Annotated in this window: 15 protein-coding genes; 8 read left to right on the top strand and 7 right to left on the bottom strand. The window is 60.9% G+C overall.

All coding sequences use genetic code 11. The features are described from left to right. Positions 1-56 precede the first annotated feature (56 nt). On the top strand, positions 57-647 hold the full coding sequence (locus tag AB5Y93_RS07585) for a uracil-DNA glycosylase family protein (protein ID WP_010672800.1): 591 nt from the start codon (positions 57-59) through the stop codon (positions 645-647). Here the strand turns inward: AB5Y93_RS07585 and AB5Y93_RS07580 are convergent. Then, the gene (locus AB5Y93_RS07580; RefSeq protein ID WP_010672801.1) at positions 644-1,501 is read right to left on the bottom strand and encodes a DMT family transporter; all 858 of its coding nucleotides are present in this window, start codon (positions 1,499-1,501) and stop codon (positions 644-646) included. The genes AB5Y93_RS07585 and AB5Y93_RS07580 overlap by 4 nt on opposite strands. A gap of 91 nt (positions 1,502-1,592) precedes the next feature. Here AB5Y93_RS07580 and AB5Y93_RS07575 point away from each other — a divergent pair, with 91 nt between their 5' ends. Further along, positions 1,593-2,510 carry a LysR substrate-binding domain-containing protein gene (locus AB5Y93_RS07575; protein ID WP_010672802.1) on the top strand — a complete coding sequence of 306 codons (918 nt, stop codon included), beginning with the start codon at positions 1,593-1,595 and terminating at the stop codon, positions 2,508-2,510. A 104-nt stretch (positions 2,511-2,614) separates the two neighbouring features. Here the strand turns inward: AB5Y93_RS07575 and znuB are convergent, their stop codons facing one another. Then, complete coding sequence (gene znuB, locus AB5Y93_RS07570) at positions 2,615-3,394, bottom strand: zinc ABC transporter permease subunit ZnuB (RefSeq protein WP_010672803.1); 780 nt, start codon at positions 3,392-3,394, stop codon at positions 2,615-2,617. 9 nt (positions 3,395-3,403) lie between these two features. Then, a complete protein-coding gene (znuC, locus tag AB5Y93_RS07565; RefSeq protein ID WP_069785617.1) occupies positions 3,404-4,168 on the bottom strand; it encodes a zinc ABC transporter ATP-binding protein ZnuC in 765 nt (254 codons plus the stop codon). 94 nt (positions 4,169-4,262) lie between these two features. Here znuC and znuA point away from each other — a divergent pair, with 94 nt between their 5' ends. Both znuA and AB5Y93_RS07555 read left to right on the top strand, forming a co-directional pair. After that, positions 4,263-5,201, top strand: coding sequence for a zinc ABC transporter substrate-binding protein ZnuA (znuA, locus tag AB5Y93_RS07560; RefSeq protein WP_368229103.1), 939 nt, complete (start codon positions 4,263-4,265; stop codon positions 5,199-5,201). Between the two features lie 76 nt (positions 5,202-5,277). Beyond that, the gene (locus AB5Y93_RS07555) at positions 5,278-5,952 is read left to right on the top strand and encodes a transglutaminase-like cysteine peptidase (protein WP_368229101.1); all 675 of its coding nucleotides are present in this window, start codon (positions 5,278-5,280) and stop codon (positions 5,950-5,952) included. Here the strand turns inward: AB5Y93_RS07555 and AB5Y93_RS07550 are convergent. Continuing rightward, positions 5,947-6,888: a TAXI family TRAP transporter solute-binding subunit gene (locus tag AB5Y93_RS07550; RefSeq protein ID WP_042014953.1), complete on the bottom strand. Its 942-nt coding sequence runs from the start codon at positions 6,886-6,888 to the stop codon at positions 5,947-5,949. The two genes, AB5Y93_RS07555 and AB5Y93_RS07550, sit on opposite strands and share 6 nt — an antisense overlap. After that, positions 6,885-8,186 (bottom strand): LapD/MoxY N-terminal periplasmic domain-containing protein, encoded by a 1,302-nt coding sequence (locus tag AB5Y93_RS07545; protein ID WP_368229099.1) that lies wholly within the window; start codon positions 8,184-8,186, stop codon positions 6,885-6,887. The genes AB5Y93_RS07550 and AB5Y93_RS07545 overlap by 4 nt, the downstream gene beginning before the upstream one ends. A 271-nt stretch (positions 8,187-8,457) precedes the next feature. On the opposite strand from AB5Y93_RS07545, the gene mepM reads away from it, so the two are divergent. Continuing rightward, a complete protein-coding gene (gene mepM, locus AB5Y93_RS07540) occupies positions 8,458-9,795 on the top strand; it encodes a murein DD-endopeptidase MepM (RefSeq protein WP_041212320.1) in 1,338 nt (445 codons plus the stop codon). 63 nt (positions 9,796-9,858) lie between these two features. On the opposite strand, the gene AB5Y93_RS07535 is transcribed toward mepM, so the two are convergent. After that, positions 9,859-10,803, bottom strand: a complete 945-nt coding sequence (locus AB5Y93_RS07535; RefSeq protein WP_368229098.1) for a D-2-hydroxyacid dehydrogenase — start codon at positions 10,801-10,803, stop codon at positions 9,859-9,861. A 161-nt stretch (positions 10,804-10,964) separates the two neighbouring features. Here AB5Y93_RS07535 and AB5Y93_RS07530 point away from each other — a divergent pair, with 161 nt between their 5' ends. Then, entirely contained in the window at positions 10,965-11,546 is a 582-nt protein-coding gene (locus tag AB5Y93_RS07530) for a YjaG family protein (RefSeq protein WP_042864483.1), read from the top strand. A gap of 61 nt (positions 11,547-11,607) precedes the next feature. Here the strand turns inward: AB5Y93_RS07530 and AB5Y93_RS07525 are convergent, their stop codons facing one another. Next, entirely contained in the window at positions 11,608-12,087 is a 480-nt protein-coding gene (locus tag AB5Y93_RS07525; protein ID WP_010672813.1) for a MarR family winged helix-turn-helix transcriptional regulator, read from the bottom strand. A 163-nt stretch (positions 12,088-12,250) separates the two neighbouring features. Here AB5Y93_RS07525 and AB5Y93_RS07520 point away from each other — a divergent pair, with 163 nt between their 5' ends. After that, positions 12,251-12,778: a hypothetical protein gene (locus AB5Y93_RS07520; protein ID WP_010672814.1), complete on the top strand. Its 528-nt coding sequence runs from the start codon at positions 12,251-12,253 to the stop codon at positions 12,776-12,778. Between the two features lie 9 nt (positions 12,779-12,787). After that, positions 12,788-14,386: a BCCT family transporter gene (locus AB5Y93_RS07515; RefSeq protein ID WP_010672815.1), complete on the top strand. Its 1,599-nt coding sequence runs from the start codon at positions 12,788-12,790 to the stop codon at positions 14,384-14,386. Positions 14,387-14,403: the final 17 nt, after the last annotated feature.

The following is a 14,403-nucleotide window of genomic DNA, read 5'->3' as shown; positions in this document are numbered from 1 at the left end:
TCCGCCGCTCCTTTCACAAGCGGGAGCGGGGAGAAAACTCTGGTACTATCGGGCCCATGAACCGACTCGATCCCCTGTTTGAACAGATCCGGGCCTGCCGCCTGTGCGAGGCCCACCTGCCACTCGGCCCAAGGCCGGTGATCCGCGGCAACGAGCGCGCCCGTCTGCTCATCATCGGCCAGGCCCCCGGCACCCGGGTACACGCCAGCGGCATCCCCTGGGACGATCCCTCCGGCGATCGGCTGCGCTTGTGGCTCGGGGTGGACAAGGCCACCTTTTACGATGAATCCCGCATCGCCATCATGCCCATGGGGCTCTGTTACCCCGGCAGGGGCAAGTCGGGGGATCTGCCCCCGCGCCCGGAATGTGCCCCCACCTGGCACGACAAGGTACTGATGCTGCTGCCCAACATCGAGCTGACCCTGCTCATCGGCCAGTATGCGCAGGCTTACTACCTGAGGGCGGCGGCGAAAGGATCGCTCACCGAGACGGTGCGACACTGGGCGGACTATGGCCCGGCCTGGTTGCCGCTGCCGCACCCATCCCCGCGCAACACCCTCTGGCTCAGGAAGAACCCCTGGTTCGAGCAGGCAGTGATCCCCCATCTGCAGCAGAGGGTCGCCCCCCTGCTTGACCCGGCAGGCTAGAGCGCCGGCTCGGCCTGGGGCTTGGGCTTGCTGCGGGCCATGGCGACCAGTGGCAGTATGATGCACAGGCACCCCAACAGCAGCGGCAGCCCCGGCTGTTCGTCAAACAGCCAGACCCCGATGGCGACCGCCATCAGCAGCCCGGTGTACTCCGCCGAGGCGATCTTGCTCGCCTCCGCCTTGCGATAGGCCATCACGCACAATCCTGCATAGACCATGATGAGCGCCGAGGAGCCGAAGGCGGGCCACCACATCTGCCATTGCCACTCGCCCCCTTCCCACCAGGCCAGCGCCAGGATGAAGGGCATGCTCAGCACATTGGTGAAAAACAGGGTCTGGGCGATGGGCTGCTGGAGCGGGATGCGCTTGATCAGCAGGTTGTTGACCGCCAGGGAGAGCGCCACCCCGAGCGCCGCCAGGGCGGCCCAGTTTACCTCGGTCGGGCGCAGCACGATGAGCACCCCGACGAAGCCGAGCAGCGCCGTCAGCACCTTCTGGCGCGAGAGTGCCTCCCCCGCCAGCCAGACCGCGAGCGGCACCATCAGCAGCGGGGCAGCATAGAAGAGGGCGTTGGCGGTGGCGAGCGGCAGCCGGGTGAGGGCGACCACCATCAGGCAGACACCGACGGCCCAGATATGGGCCCGCAGCAGGTGCCACTTGAGGGCTACCGGCGGGTTGCGCCGCCAGGACCAGAGCAGCCAGGGGGCGAGCAGCAGGGCCGCGGAGAGCTGGCGGAAAAAGACAAATTGGAAGATGGGCTGGTCCGGCTCCAGCACCTTGACGAGGGCATCGGAGAAGACCGCCACCATGTTGCCGAGGACCAGATAGAGGATGCCTATCCCGACTGCATTCATACCACCTCCAGATTCAGATGAGGGGAGGGTAGCCCGCGGTCTGTTATCCAGTAAAATGATAAAAAATCATCACGCATGAGAAATTTGGATAATGAAGCTGCCCCCCCTGCGCGCCGTTCAATATTTCGAGGTGGTTGCCCGCCTGCTGAGTTTTTCCCGCGCCGCCCTGGAGCTCAATGTCAGCCAGAGTGCGGTCAGTCACCAGATCCGTCTGCTGGAGGATTTTCTGGGGGAGCGGCTGCTGCTGCGCCAGGGGCGGCTGCTCTCCCTGACGCCCCAGGGGGAGATCTATTTCGAGGGGATCGCCGCCGGGCTGGTCCAGATTGCCCACAGCAGCGAGCAGTTGCGCGGGGGAGGCGAGATGCGGGTGCGGCTCGCGGTCTACAGCTCCTTTGCGGTGAAGTGGCTGATCCCGCGCCTGGCCGGGCTGCGCCAGCTCTATCCCGAGCTGGATCTCAGCCTGGAGATGGTGGCGGAAGATCCCGAGCTCTCCGACAGGGTGGCGGACGGTTTCATCACCGTCTCCCCCGAAGGGCCGGGTTACATGCACGATCTGCTCTATCGGGAGCGGCTGATGCCGGTGTGCAGTCGCCGGATGTGGCAGCAGGTGGAAGGGGAGTGGCCCGCCACCCTGTGGCAGTTGCCGCTGCTCTCCATCCAGGCTATCTACCGCGAGAAGGGGGAAGATTGGCGGCGCTGGGCCGAAATGGGGGGACTGACCATTCCCCCCGAGGCGAGGGTGCACCATTTCAGCCATATCCTGCTCGCGCTGGAGGCGGCGAACTGGGACCAGGGAATGGCGCTCATCAATGACTACATGTTGCAGCCGGAGGATCCGCGTCTGGTGCGGCTGCCCCTGCACGCCCTCGAGACCGGCGACAACTTCTATTTCGTCTTCAAGCGCTCGCGCGCCCATGAACCCGCCATCAGCCGGTTGCGTCAGTGGCTGTGGCAGGAGTCGCAGGCGAGCCTGAGACCCGGGGAAAACGAGCCTCTCAGGCGCGTCTGAACGGGCTGGGGGCCCTATGCAGAATGGACGGCACAGCCCACGACGCAGGAGTCTGATTCGGGAGGCCTGATGGCACTGGCGAGACCAGGGCCATCAGGAGCGGGTCAGGTGCGCTTGAACTGGCTCAGTACAAAGAGGGTGGTGGCGCAGACTACGACCGAGGGACCTGCCGGGGTGTCCTGATACCAGGAGAGGGCAAGGCCCCCCAGCACGGCGAGACAGCCTGTCAGGGCGGCAAAGCCGGCCATCTGCTCCGGGGTCTGGCTGAAGCGGCGGGCGGTGGCGGCGGGAATGATCAGCAAGGAGGTGATGATGAGCGCCCCGACGAACTTCATGGCCACGGCGATGACCAGGCCTATCAGCAGCATCAGCACGCAGCGCAGCACATCTACCCGCACCCCTTCCACCCGGGCCAGCTCTTCCGAGATGGTCATGGAGAGCAGGGGATCCCAGAGCCGCCACAGGGTGAGCAGCACCAGGGCGCCGCCGCCGTAGATCCAGAGCAGGTCCATGGGCTGCACCGAGAGCAGGTCGCCAAACAGGTAAGCCATCAGATCCACCCGCACGTTGTCCATGAAGCTCAGGGTGACCAGACCGAGCGACAGGGCGCTGTGGGCCAGAATGCCGAGCAGGGTGTCGGTGGCCACCTGCTGGTTGCGGCTCATGATGACCAGCAGCATCGCCATGGCGAGGCAGCAGACCACGACCGCCAGGGTGAGATCCACCTGCAGCAGGATGCCGAGGGCGATGCCGAAGAGGCAGGCATGGGAGAGGGTGTCGCCAAAATAGGCCATCTTGCGCCACACCACGAAGCTGCCAAGCGGCCCGGCCAGCAGGGCGATGCCGAGTCCGGCCGCAAGGGCGTATAACAGAAAGCTGTCCACGTGAAGATCCTAGTTGTTGCGAGAGGGCAGGCGGATGACGGGAGCCTGCGGTTCATGATGATGGTGTTCGCCATCGCAGTGGTGATGGTGGGTATAGACCGCCAGCACCTCCCGCTCCGGCCGCCCGAACAGGCGGGCAAATTCCGGGTGGCGGGCCACGCTCTGTGGCTCGCCGTGGCAGCAGACGTGGCGATTGAGGCAGATCACCTCGTGAGTGCTGGCCATCACCAGGTGCAGATCGTGGGAGACCATCAGCACGGCGCAGTGGAACTCGGCGGCCAGCTGGCTGATGAGGGCATAGAGCTCGATCTGGCCCGTGATATCTACCCCTTGCACCGGTTCGTCCAGCACCAGCAGCTCGGGCTTGACCAGCAGGGCGCGGGCCAGCAGCACCCGCTGCATCTCGCCACCGGAGAGCTTCTGCATCCGGTTGTCCAGCAGATCCTGGGCGCCGACCCGATTGAGCGCTTCCTCGATGGAGAGGCGGCTGTTCTTGCCAAGTTGCAGGAAGCGGCGCACCGTCAGGGGGAGGGTGGGGTCCAGATAGAGGCGCTGGGGTACATAGCCGACCCGCAGATCGCGGCGGCGGATGATGTCCCCCGAATCTGGGCGGAGCAAACCCAGCACCAGCTTGCTCAGGGTGCTCTTGCCCGCCCCGTTGGGGCCGACCAGGGTGGTGATTTTGCCTTTGTTCAGGGTAAAGGAGACCTTGTCGAGCACGAGTCGTCCGTCAAATGAGAGACAGACCTCTTTCAGCTCCACCAGTTGGGTCATGACAGCTCCGGGGTTTACAGCCTGTGAGAGTTATAATATAACAACGACGTTGGTTTGTTATATTATCACACACACACACCCTGACGAGACCTCTATGCGAATTCTTGCTCTGATCACTGCCCTGATGGCGGTGAGTCTGCCTGTCCGTGCCCTCGAGGTGCTGACCACCATCAAACCCCTGGGCTTCATCGCGGCGGCGATCACCGATGGTGTGAGCGAGCCCGGGGTGCTGCTGCCCACCGGTGCGTCGCCCCACGATTTTTCCCTGCGCCCTTCCGACATGCGCAATATCAAGGAGGCCGATCTGGTGGTGTGGGTCGGTCCGGAGCTGGAAGGCTTCATGGCCAAACCCCTTGCCCGGCATCTTCATGTATTGACCCTGACCCAGGTTCCCGGCATGCCGCTGTACAACTATGCGACCCAGGGGGAGCATGACGATCATCACCATGATGACAAGGATCATGACCATGCCGCCCACGACCATGGCTCACACGACGAGGGCCATGAAGGGCACCACCACGAAGGGGTGGATCCCCACATCTGGCTGGGTCCAACCCAGGCCAAGGTGATTGCCAAGGCGATTGCGACCGAACTGGGCAAGCTGGACCCTGCCAACCAGGCGCGCTATGCCGCCAATCTCGCGGCCTTCGAGGGCAAGGTTGACGCCCTGGACAAGGTGATCGCCGTGCAGATGAAGGCGGTGGATCAGAAGGGCTACTTCGTGTTCCACGAAGCCTATGGATACTGGGAGCGCCACTACGGCATGAGCTCCAAGGGACACTTCACCGTGAGCCCGGAGCGTCGCCCGGGAGCCAAGACGCTGATTGACATCCGCAAGGCGCTGGAAGAGAAAAAGGCGAGCTGCATCTACGCCGAGCCGCAGTTCTCCCCGGCGGTGATCGAGTCGGTTGCCCGCAATACCGGGGCCAAGGTGCTGCTGCTGGATGAAGTCGGCGAGCAGGTGCCGCTCGGTCCGGACGGTTATCCGCAATTCATGCAGCAGTTGGCGGACGCCTTCGCCCAGTGCCGCTAGGCCTTGCCCGACATTGACGATAGAGGCGGCGCGGCCAACTATACTGACCTCCAGCATCTGATATGGAGTGTCAGTCATGAAATGGTTGCTCGTCTCTGCCTGCACGCTGACCCTGCTGGGATCCGGCATACAGGCATCCGGTCTTTCCGAACACATCGCCAGCCCGGAACTCAGGGCAAAAATGCAGGCGGTCTATGGCACCAGAGCGATCCAGCGGTCCGAGGCCTTCTCTCGCCTGCTGACGCCAAGGGCCGGAACGACGGACCAGCAGAAGCTGGAGCTGGTGAACAACTACTTCAACAACCTGACCTACAGCGAGGATCCCAGACTGTGGGGGGATGATGATTATTGGGCCAATCCGCTGGAGTTCATCGGGGCGAGAGGAGGGGATTGCGAGGACTACAGCATCGCCAAGTACTATACCCTGATGGAGCTGGGGGTCGACGAGAAGAAGCTGCGGCTGGCCTATGTGAAGGCAATTCGTTACAACCAGTTCCACATGGTGACGTTGTACTTCCCGACCATCAAGTCAGATCCCCTGGTGCTGGACAACATCAATGGCCGCATCCTGCCGGGGAGCAAGCGCAATGATCTGCAGCCGGTTTACAGTTTCGATGCCAAAAGCATCTGGATCATGAAATCCCGCCGCGAGGGAACCCTGGCGGGGAGTGCCGATCGCCTGGCCCAGTGGACCTCGATGCAGAGCCGGTTCTCCAGCGAGCATCTGCGCTCCCCCCGTCGCCAGCTATAACTTGCCCGCCGCCTTCAACTCCTCGAAATATTTTCCCGCGCCCGGATGCTGTTCGACACTCAGCACCGGGCCTATTTTGTTGCGCGCCTTGTGAAACAGGTTCGCATAGCCATAGGTCTGTTCGTTGAAACTGGTTTGCTGGCTCAGCATGGCCCGGGTCAGCCGATAGACCTCGTCATCGGGAGTGGCGGCATTGGTCACCAGGGTGGCGGCGATGGCGAAGGTGGGGGTTGCCTTGAGGTTGCCCGGGTAGATGCGTGCCGGCACCTGGCTGCGCTGGTAATACCTGACCCCTTTGAGCAGCTGGTCCCTTACGGGCCCCTCGATCGCCAGGAAGCGCACGGCGCAGCGCTTGGCGGTGTCCAGCACGATGCGGTTGGGATGACCCATGACAAGGCCATAGGCATCGATCTGTTTATTGCACAACGCTTCGGAGAGATTGGCGACGCTCTTCAAATCGAGATCCTGCTCCTTTGCGCCCAGAACATTGAACAGGGCCAATGCCGTTTGACGAGTCCCTGAACTCTTCAGGCCCATGTCGATGGGGGCCAGCTTGAGCTGCTCCAGGGTGGTGATATCCCCATCGGCTCGCACCACTATGGTGAAAGGTTCGGCGTGGGTGGCAAAGAGCGCCCTCAGCTCGGGTTGTGGCTGGGCAGCGAAAGGCCCGGTGCCCTGGCTGGCCTGATAGAGCCAGTCGGACTGGACGAGCGCATAGGGTACCTCTCCCGTTTTCAGCTGGCGGAGATTTTCGATGGACCCGGAGCTGGCCTGTAGTTTGCAGGGCATCGTGGGGTCACTTTTTTTGGCCAGTCTGCAGAACTCCTTGATGACCTGGTAATAGATGCCTTGCTCCCCCCCTGTGCCTATGGTCATGGTGGTCGCGTGCAGGGTCGGTTGCCACAGCAGGGCGAGCAGCAGCAGCGGGATCCTCATGATGCATTCTCCTGAGTGGCATAACCATCGATGCCCCAACTGCGCAGCATGTCCACATCGCTTACGTCGCCGGCTTCCGCCAGCAAGGTGTAGCCGGAAGCATGGAGGCATTGGGAGAGCAGGTTCCAATAAAGGGGGGACTGGGTGAGCTGGCAACTGATGAAGACAGGTCTGATGGGGTCGAGCCTGGCCAGATTGTCGTTGTTCATCGGGATGTTGCTGAATGCCAGCTCAATCCCCTGGGACTGGAGTGCGGTCAGTCGTTCCTCGGCCAGGGGGGGGAAGATCGCCAGATCCCAGCGCCAGTCCAGCGTCTTACCACGAGCGCTGGTCAGCACGGGGGCAAACTGCGCCCAGTCTGGGTGGCCGAGCAGGCTGAGAGGCAGCTGGAGCCCTTCCGCCTTCTGAGTCAGCCAGTCGTTGAGCTGCCCCCGAATTTCATCCGGCGAACTGTCCGTGGTGGGGGGGTGCTTGGGTAGCAGGCGGCTGTAGAGCCTGATACTCCCCTGAGTGGAGAAGAAATGCTGCTGATAGGTGTTGCCATCGGTGTCGACCAGCCCAACGAGCTTCTGGTGGGTCGGGAGAGCGTCGTGCTTGCCAAGCTGGGTGATCTTGAGCCGCTGTTGCAGCAGGTCCCGCTTGCGTTCAGAGACCAGCTGGTTGATGGAGACAACGACTTCCTGCAATTCGCGAAGCCACGGGGTTGGCAGGTTGCCGCTGAACTGGCGTTTGCGGATCCGGGCCAGTTGCAGACTGATCTGTTCGAGGGGGCGCAGCAGGCGGCGGCACACCCAGGTGATCACCAGGCTGAACACCAGCAGGCCGGCGAGCAGCGCAAGTCCGGTACGACTGATGGCGTTCCACAGATGCTGGTAGGCGTAACCCTTGTGTCCCTCGAGCGTGAGGGTACCGAGAATGCGCCAGCCGTCGGTCAACTCCTGCTCAATCTTGACCGGTGGCATGTCGATAACTGAGGGGAGCCAGCCTGGAACATTTTGCTGTGCGGTGTGGAACACCTTCTGGAACAGCACCTGGCCATCCGGATCCAGCAGAACGACGGAGTTGACGAAGCCTCCGTCGAACATGGCGTTCACTATGGTCTCGGCAAGGACCTTGTCATCGTTGAGCAGAGTGCCCTGCAGCACCAGCCCCAGTGCGGTGATGGCGGTTTCAAGGTTGGCCGACATCTGGTCGAGAATAGACTGTCGTACCGTGGTGATCTCCAGCACGAGCAGCAGCGCGGCGCCGATGGTGAAGAGGATTAGGATGATTACATTTAACAATTTTACCAATGACATACCCACTCCATGGAGATGTTTTTGCAACATTTTCTGGGCCGGAGAGCACCACAACCGGACTTGGTTCTTAAAAATAGAAAAAAATGGCTGAAAATGACGATCATTTCTGCCCATGCTGGAAGGTTATGCATAAAATGTGAGTTTCGTGCATGGAGCTATGAACTTTTTGTAAGTATTTAGGTCTAAAAGCCAGATATTCGGTTTTTCATAATAAAAACTCATAAAAACAGACCCACAACCACCACCCTTAGATCTAATAACAGGATAGCGGATGAAACGTCTCCGTCCCTTGGTAGCCCAGGCTGCCAATTGGGAACCCCCGGTTCCCCGCAAGCATTTCTATGCCATGCTATTGCTCACGGCCATGACGCTGTCAGCGGTAGCCGTATTGCCAGCTCCCGGTGACATCCTGGAGCGGCCACTGCGTCTGGAGTTGCCGATCGCCACCACGGGCACCGCAACCAACGAAGACAACACCGACTTCAACGACATCCCGGATCACGAGCTGGTCGAGTCAGCCGCTCCCGAAGACGACATCCCGGCCGATGCCACGCCTCAATGGCAAGATTACCGGGTTCGCAACGGCGAGAACCTGACCACCATCTTCAACAACCTGGGGCTGTCCACCACCACCCTCTACAAGGTGCTGGATGCGGATGCCAAGAACAACCTGGCGCGTCTCAAACCCGGTCAGACCATCGAGTTGCTGATCGATCAGGACAACATTCTGCAGCAGTTGAAGATCCGCCTGAACATCAAGCAGACCCTGGTGCTGGAGCGTACCGACGACACCTATAGCGCCAACATGCTCAATGAAGAGGTAGAGTGGCAGCAGAAGAGCTATGACGGTGTCATCAACGGCAGCTTCTACGTCAGCGCCCGCAATGCCGGTATCCCGGCCAACCACATCCAGAAGATTGCCAACCTGTTCCAGTGGCGCCTCAACTTCGCCAAGGATTTGAAAAAAGGTGACAAGTTCAAGGTGCTGGTCCGTCAGGAGACGGTCGACGGCAAGAGTACGGGCAATACCCAGTTGCTGGGGGTCGAGGTGTTCAGCCAGGGCAAGGCCGTGTCAGCCTGGTTGTCGGAAGATGGCAACTATTATGACGGTCAGGCAAACAGCCTGGAGCGCGGTTTCCGCCGTTATCCGACTCACAGCCGTTACCGGGTCAGCTCCAGTTTCAACCCGAATCGCCGTCATCCCATTACCGGGCAGGTCCGGCCCCATGAGGGGACCGACTTTGCCTTGCCGGTAGGCACGCCCATCATGGCGACCGGTGATGGTGTGGTCCTCAAGGCAACCAGCCACCCGCTGGCAGGCACCTATGTTGTGATCAAGCACGGCCGTACCCTGATGACCCGTTATCTGCACCTGAGCAAGCTGCTGGTCAAGCCGGGCCAGAAGGTGAAGATGGGTGACAAGATTGCCCTCTCCGGTAACACGGGCCGCTCCACCGGTGCTCACCTGCACTACGAGGTGCGCATCAACAACCGCCCGGTGGATCCCATGAAGATCAAGCTGCCGATGGCGGAGCCGCTCTCCGGCAAGGACAAGCGTCAGTTCCTCGCCAAGGTGAAGAGCTACCGCAAAGAGATGGAGGCGGGCTGAACGGCTCCCTCCTGACGAAAAAGGCCCCGCCAACTGGCGGGGCCTTTTCATTGCAGAACGGCTTCAATAACCCTTGTCAAAGTCGATCCTGCCGTCCAGCTGCTGACCATCGATGAAGCGGATGTAGTTGCGGATGAAGATCTGGGCCACATCTTCCGGGAAGCTGTAGGCGCTGTTGTGAGGCGTCACGATGAGATTGGGCTGGTGCCAGAGCGGGCTGTCAGCGGGCAGGGGTTCCTGCTCGAACACATCGAGCACCGCCATGGCGGGCTTGCCGGCTTGCAGTGCCGCCAGCAGATCTCCCTCATGGACGGCATTGCCTCTGCCGACGTTGAAGAAGATGGCGCCCGGTTTGCAGCGGCCGAAGCGTTCGGCGGTGAAGAGATGGCGTGTCTCGCGGGTGGCGGGCAGCACGCTGACGATGACATCGGCCTGGGCCAGCATCTTGTTGAGTGCCGGCAACTGGTACACCTGATCGAACCCGGCACGCTCACGGCCACTGTGACTGATGCCGAGCACCCTCATGCCAAAATGCTTTCCGGTGTGGGCGATATGCTGCCCTATGCTGCCGGTGCCGAGCAGCAGCAGCGTCTTTCCCTTCAAGCCCTGATAGGGATGGCTCTGCCAGACGCCCTGTTGCTGCTGCTCGCGATAGAGTGGCAACTGGCGGGTCAGGCTGAGCAGATGGCCGAACACATACTCGCTCATCAAGGGGCCGAAGATGCCGCGGACATTGGTGAGCAGGTAGTCGCGGCGGCAACTGGCGTCCAGCAGCACATCGACCCCGGCATAAGTCGACTGGAGCCAGCTGAGCTTGCCGGCCTTGGCCAGCAGCGGCTTGGCCCGGGCAGGCTCGGCCATCAGGATATGAGCGTCACCGATAAGCTGTTCGGCCTCGGCCTGATTGTCGGCCCGAAGAATGTGCAGATGGGGAAGATGGGCCGCCTTGAGCAGGCGTTCATAGTGGCTGTTGTCCTGACTCAACAGCAGCAGGGTACGTTGGCTCATACTCTTGTTCCTTATCGTGTTTATGGCAAGGCGAGAGGGATGCTGTCTCCATCTTACCCCAGTTGATCGGGCAAGATAGTCGAGCAGGGCGCTTTTTCATTTTTAGACGGGGCCCTCGTGGGCTACAATCTGCCCCACATTTTGCAAAGGATCCGACTCCAGTGTTTGGTGACAAGTTTTATAAGCGACTGGCCGAGCTGCAGCCCTGGCAGCAAACCGTCTATACCCTGGCGCTGGCAGAGCGCATGTACCCCAACTATGTGCTCTTTACCCAGGCCTCCGGTTTCGGGGATGCGAGGGCATTCCGTCACGCGCTGGATCAGATGTGGAACTACCTGACGGTCAAGGGATCCCGCGTCAATCTTGGTGCCATTCTGGAAGCGTTTGAAGTCTACATTCCCGATCCCCGCAAGTTTGAATCCTACGGCGCCTATCCGGCACTGGACGCCTGCGTGGCGCTGGGTTGTGCCTACAACTCAGTGATCTGCCGGGTGGGGGAAGAGGCCAACGACGCCAGCCATGCGTCTGTCGGCACGGTCGCCGGCTTCATCGAGATGCTGGAAGAGCGGGATCTCAGCGATGAGGAGCTCTATGAGCACGAGTACATGGAAGCGGAGCTGGAGTTCCAGGTCGAACTGCTCAAACGGGTGGCCCATGAACGGGACAGCGACCGCATCCTTGCCATCCGCGCCTTCGCGGCCCAGGACGGCGTCTCCAACATCGGCATCAGCCTGGAGGCGTAACGCCATCGCGTACTGCCCATAAAAAAAGCTCCCGGTCGGGAGCTTTTTTTATGGCTGCGGTTCAGGCCCGCTCTTCGGTCAGGGGGCTGACACTCAGCACGGGGGCGGCATCGATGCCGTCGGCATTCATCATGGCGGAGATGCGTTGCAGGGAAGAGAGCAACAACCCCTGTTCCCAGTTTTCCAGCGCCTGAAAGCGTTGAATGAAACTCTCCTGCAAGGGGGTCGGAGCCTGGGCAAGCAGGGCGCGTCCCGCGTCAGTGAGCGTCGCATGCACCTTGCGTTTGTCGGTTTCGCTGCGAATGCGCTGCACCAGCTGGCGGCTCTCCAGTCGGTCCATGATGGTGGTCGCGGTGGCCTGGCTCATGTTGGTGTGATCCGCCAGCTGGCGCATGGAGATCTGGCCAAGCTCGTCGATCCCCTTGAGCAGCAGGAGCTGTGGCGAGGTCAGGCCGGCCTCCTTGATCAAGCGCTTGGAGTGCATGTCGATGGCACGGATGATCTGGCGCAGGGCGATCAGCACTTCATCATGTTTTTCCATGGGGTCTGGGTCATCGCAGGGCTGTGGAGAGGCGCGAAATTCTCCGCCTAATCCATAACAAGGTCAATATGGTTTTTGATGTAATGGTTTTAGCTCTAATGAATATTGTGTTAGGTTATCGGACAATTGCCCCATTCCAACCCGATATTTGAGGAGTGAAATCATGCATGACGACCTGGATATCAAGTCCCTGGTTGCCGACCTGCGTGTGGTCAGAGTTCGCTATGAACTGCCTGATACCGCGGCGTTTGTGCGTTATCAACCTGCCTATGACGAGGACCCCAACAACCTCAAGGTACACCACTACGATGGCGAGCTGCCGCTCTCTTGCAGTAACACAGGTTCTTTCAGTCTAAAGGAGTTGGTCAATGAGTTGCGCTATGCCTATGTGCTGGTTCACCTCTTCCCCGACGAGAGTGCCATGAACTTCTATCTGGCGGGTCTGGACAACGGCCTGGCACAGCTCGAGTTCATCGGTGGCTCCTATGACTTCAACCGCCTCTGGATCACCAGCGGTGTCTCCAATCTGGGGGTGCCCATGGCTATCTTCCTTGGCAAACGCCACGCAGTGAACGGTCAGCCGTCGGTGACCCTGGTGGATCACCGTGAGCAGGTGGCAGGTCGTCTGGCCTATCGCGCCATCGGCGGTGCCGGCGATCACGTGGGTGAAGACTTTTTCAACAACGACTAAGGAGGCCCGATGCGAGCAACCAAAGGGCTTTTGAAAGGCCTCAATCCCACCATGGCCATGACGGCCCTCACCGTCGTGACCCTCTTCCTGCTGTTCGGCGTCTTTGATCCGGATACCGCAGGCACCTGGTTTACCGGGGCCAAGGACACCATCATTGCTGGCTTCAAGTGGTATTACATCCTGGTGGTCGCCCTGTTCCTGTTCTTCGCCGTCTACCTGATGTTCAGCCGCTTTGGCAGCATCCGGCTGGGCGACGACGACCAGGTACCGGAGTTTGGCTACTTTGCCTGGTTCTCCATGCTGTTCAGCGCAGGCATGGGCATAGGCCTGGTGTTCTGGAGCATCGCCGAGCCCATGTATCACCTGCAGGGCAACCCCTTCATCACCGAAGGCATGACGCCGGAAGCGGCCCAGATCGCCATGCGCCTCACCTTCTTCCACTGGGGTCTGCACCCTTGGGCCATCTATGTGATCGTCGGCCTGTCGCTGGCCTTCTTCAGCTACCGGCGCAAGTTGCCGCTGGCCATCCGCTCCGTGCTCTATCCCATTCTTGGCGATCGCATCTACGGCTTCTGGGGCCATGCCGCCGATGTGCTGGCGGTGTTCGGTACCGTGTTCGGGGTGGCGACCTCCCTTGGGCTGGGCGTCTCCCAGATGAACACCGGCCTCAATCAGATGTTCGGCATGGGCGTGTCACAAGCGAACCAGCTCTGGCTCATCGGTGGCATCAGCCTGATTGCCACCCTGTCGGCCATCTCCGGTGTCGGGCGCGGGGTGAAGATCCTCTCCGAACTCAATATCTGGTTGAGCGTGTTCGTGCTTGGCCTCTTCCTGGTGCTGGGGCCGACCACCTACATCCTCAACGCCTATGTGCAGAACATCGGTGATTACCTGCAGAACATCGTCAAGCTGAGCTTCTGGACCAATACCGAAGCCAACGGTACCTCGGCCTGGCAGTCTAGCTGGACCGCGTTCTACTGGGGCTGGTGGATTGCGTGGGCACCCTTTGTCGGTATGTTCATCGCCCGCATCTCCAAGGGACGCACGATTCGTGAATTCGTGCTCGGTGTCCTGCTGGTGCCCTCCCTGCTCGGCATGCTCTGGCTCACTGTGTTCGGCGGGACTGCCATGAACCTGGAGCTGTTCGGTGGCGGCGGCGTAGTGGAAGCGGTCAATCAGGATGTCACCATGGCGCTCTACAAGACGGTGGAACTGCTGCACTGGGAGACCTTCGGCTGGATTGCCAAGGGGGTGCTGACCCTGCTTATCTGCACCTACTTCATCACCTCCAGCGATTCGGGCACGCTCGTGATTACGACGCTGCTCTCCATCGGCGATCAGGATCCCCCGGTGCTGCACCGCGCCATCTGGGGGCTGGGGCAGGGGCTGGTCGCGGCCATCCTGCTGGTCTCCGGCGGGCTTGCCGCCCTGCAGGCCGCCAGCATCATCGCCGCGCTGCCCTTCTCGGTCATCATGCTGGCCATGTGCTACTCCCTGATGCAGGGGCTCAAACAGGAGAGCCAGCACCAGTTCGAATACAGGCAGAAGCTCAAGCGCCATCCGGGGTCGGTCAATCTGAGCCTGATGGATCGCATCGGTCCGGGCTGATGACAGGTTCGGTCAAA

Source organism: Aeromonas sp. R10-1, from assembly GCF_040908465.1.
In the GTDB taxonomy this organism is placed as follows: Bacteria; Pseudomonadota; Gammaproteobacteria; order Enterobacterales; family Aeromonadaceae; genus Aeromonas; species Aeromonas caviae.
The sequence above is the reverse complement of the archived record's forward strand: the minus strand, read 5'-3'. Positions and strand labels throughout refer to the sequence as shown.

What these genes read in the sequence shown, in the direction of transcription:
- AB5Y93_RS07535 (WP_368229098.1), bottom strand. Translation starts at nt 10,803, where the DNA reads ATGAGCCAACGTACCCTGCTGCTGTTGAGTCAGGACAACAGCCACTAT.
- znuC (WP_069785617.1), bottom strand. Translation starts at nt 4,168, where the DNA reads ATGACCCAACTGGTGGAGCTGAAAGAGGTCTGTCTCTCATTTGACGGA.
- AB5Y93_RS07585 (WP_010672800.1), top strand. Translation starts at nt 57, where the DNA reads ATGAACCGACTCGATCCCCTGTTTGAACAGATCCGGGCCTGCCGCCTG.
- mepM (WP_041212320.1), top strand. Translation starts at nt 8,458, where the DNA reads ATGAAACGTCTCCGTCCCTTGGTAGCCCAGGCTGCCAATTGGGAACCC.
- AB5Y93_RS07550 (WP_042014953.1), bottom strand. Translation starts at nt 6,888, where the DNA reads ATGAGGATCCCGCTGCTGCTGCTCGCCCTGCTGTGGCAACCGACCCTG.
- AB5Y93_RS07575 (WP_010672802.1), top strand. Translation starts at nt 1,593, where the DNA reads ATGAAGCTGCCCCCCCTGCGCGCCGTTCAATATTTCGAGGTGGTTGCC.
- AB5Y93_RS07520 (WP_010672814.1), top strand. Translation starts at nt 12,251, where the DNA reads ATGCATGACGACCTGGATATCAAGTCCCTGGTTGCCGACCTGCGTGTG.
- AB5Y93_RS07545 (WP_368229099.1), bottom strand. Translation starts at nt 8,186, where the DNA reads ATGTCATTGGTAAAATTGTTAAATGTAATCATCCTAATCCTCTTCACC.
- AB5Y93_RS07515 (WP_010672815.1), top strand. Translation starts at nt 12,788, where the DNA reads ATGCGAGCAACCAAAGGGCTTTTGAAAGGCCTCAATCCCACCATGGCC.
- znuA (WP_368229103.1), top strand. Translation starts at nt 4,263, where the DNA reads ATGCGAATTCTTGCTCTGATCACTGCCCTGATGGCGGTGAGTCTGCCT.
- AB5Y93_RS07555 (WP_368229101.1), top strand. Translation starts at nt 5,278, where the DNA reads ATGAAATGGTTGCTCGTCTCTGCCTGCACGCTGACCCTGCTGGGATCC.
- AB5Y93_RS07580 (WP_010672801.1), bottom strand. Translation starts at nt 1,501, where the DNA reads ATGAATGCAGTCGGGATAGGCATCCTCTATCTGGTCCTCGGCAACATG.
- AB5Y93_RS07525 (WP_010672813.1), bottom strand. Translation starts at nt 12,087, where the DNA reads ATGGAAAAACATGATGAAGTGCTGATCGCCCTGCGCCAGATCATCCGT.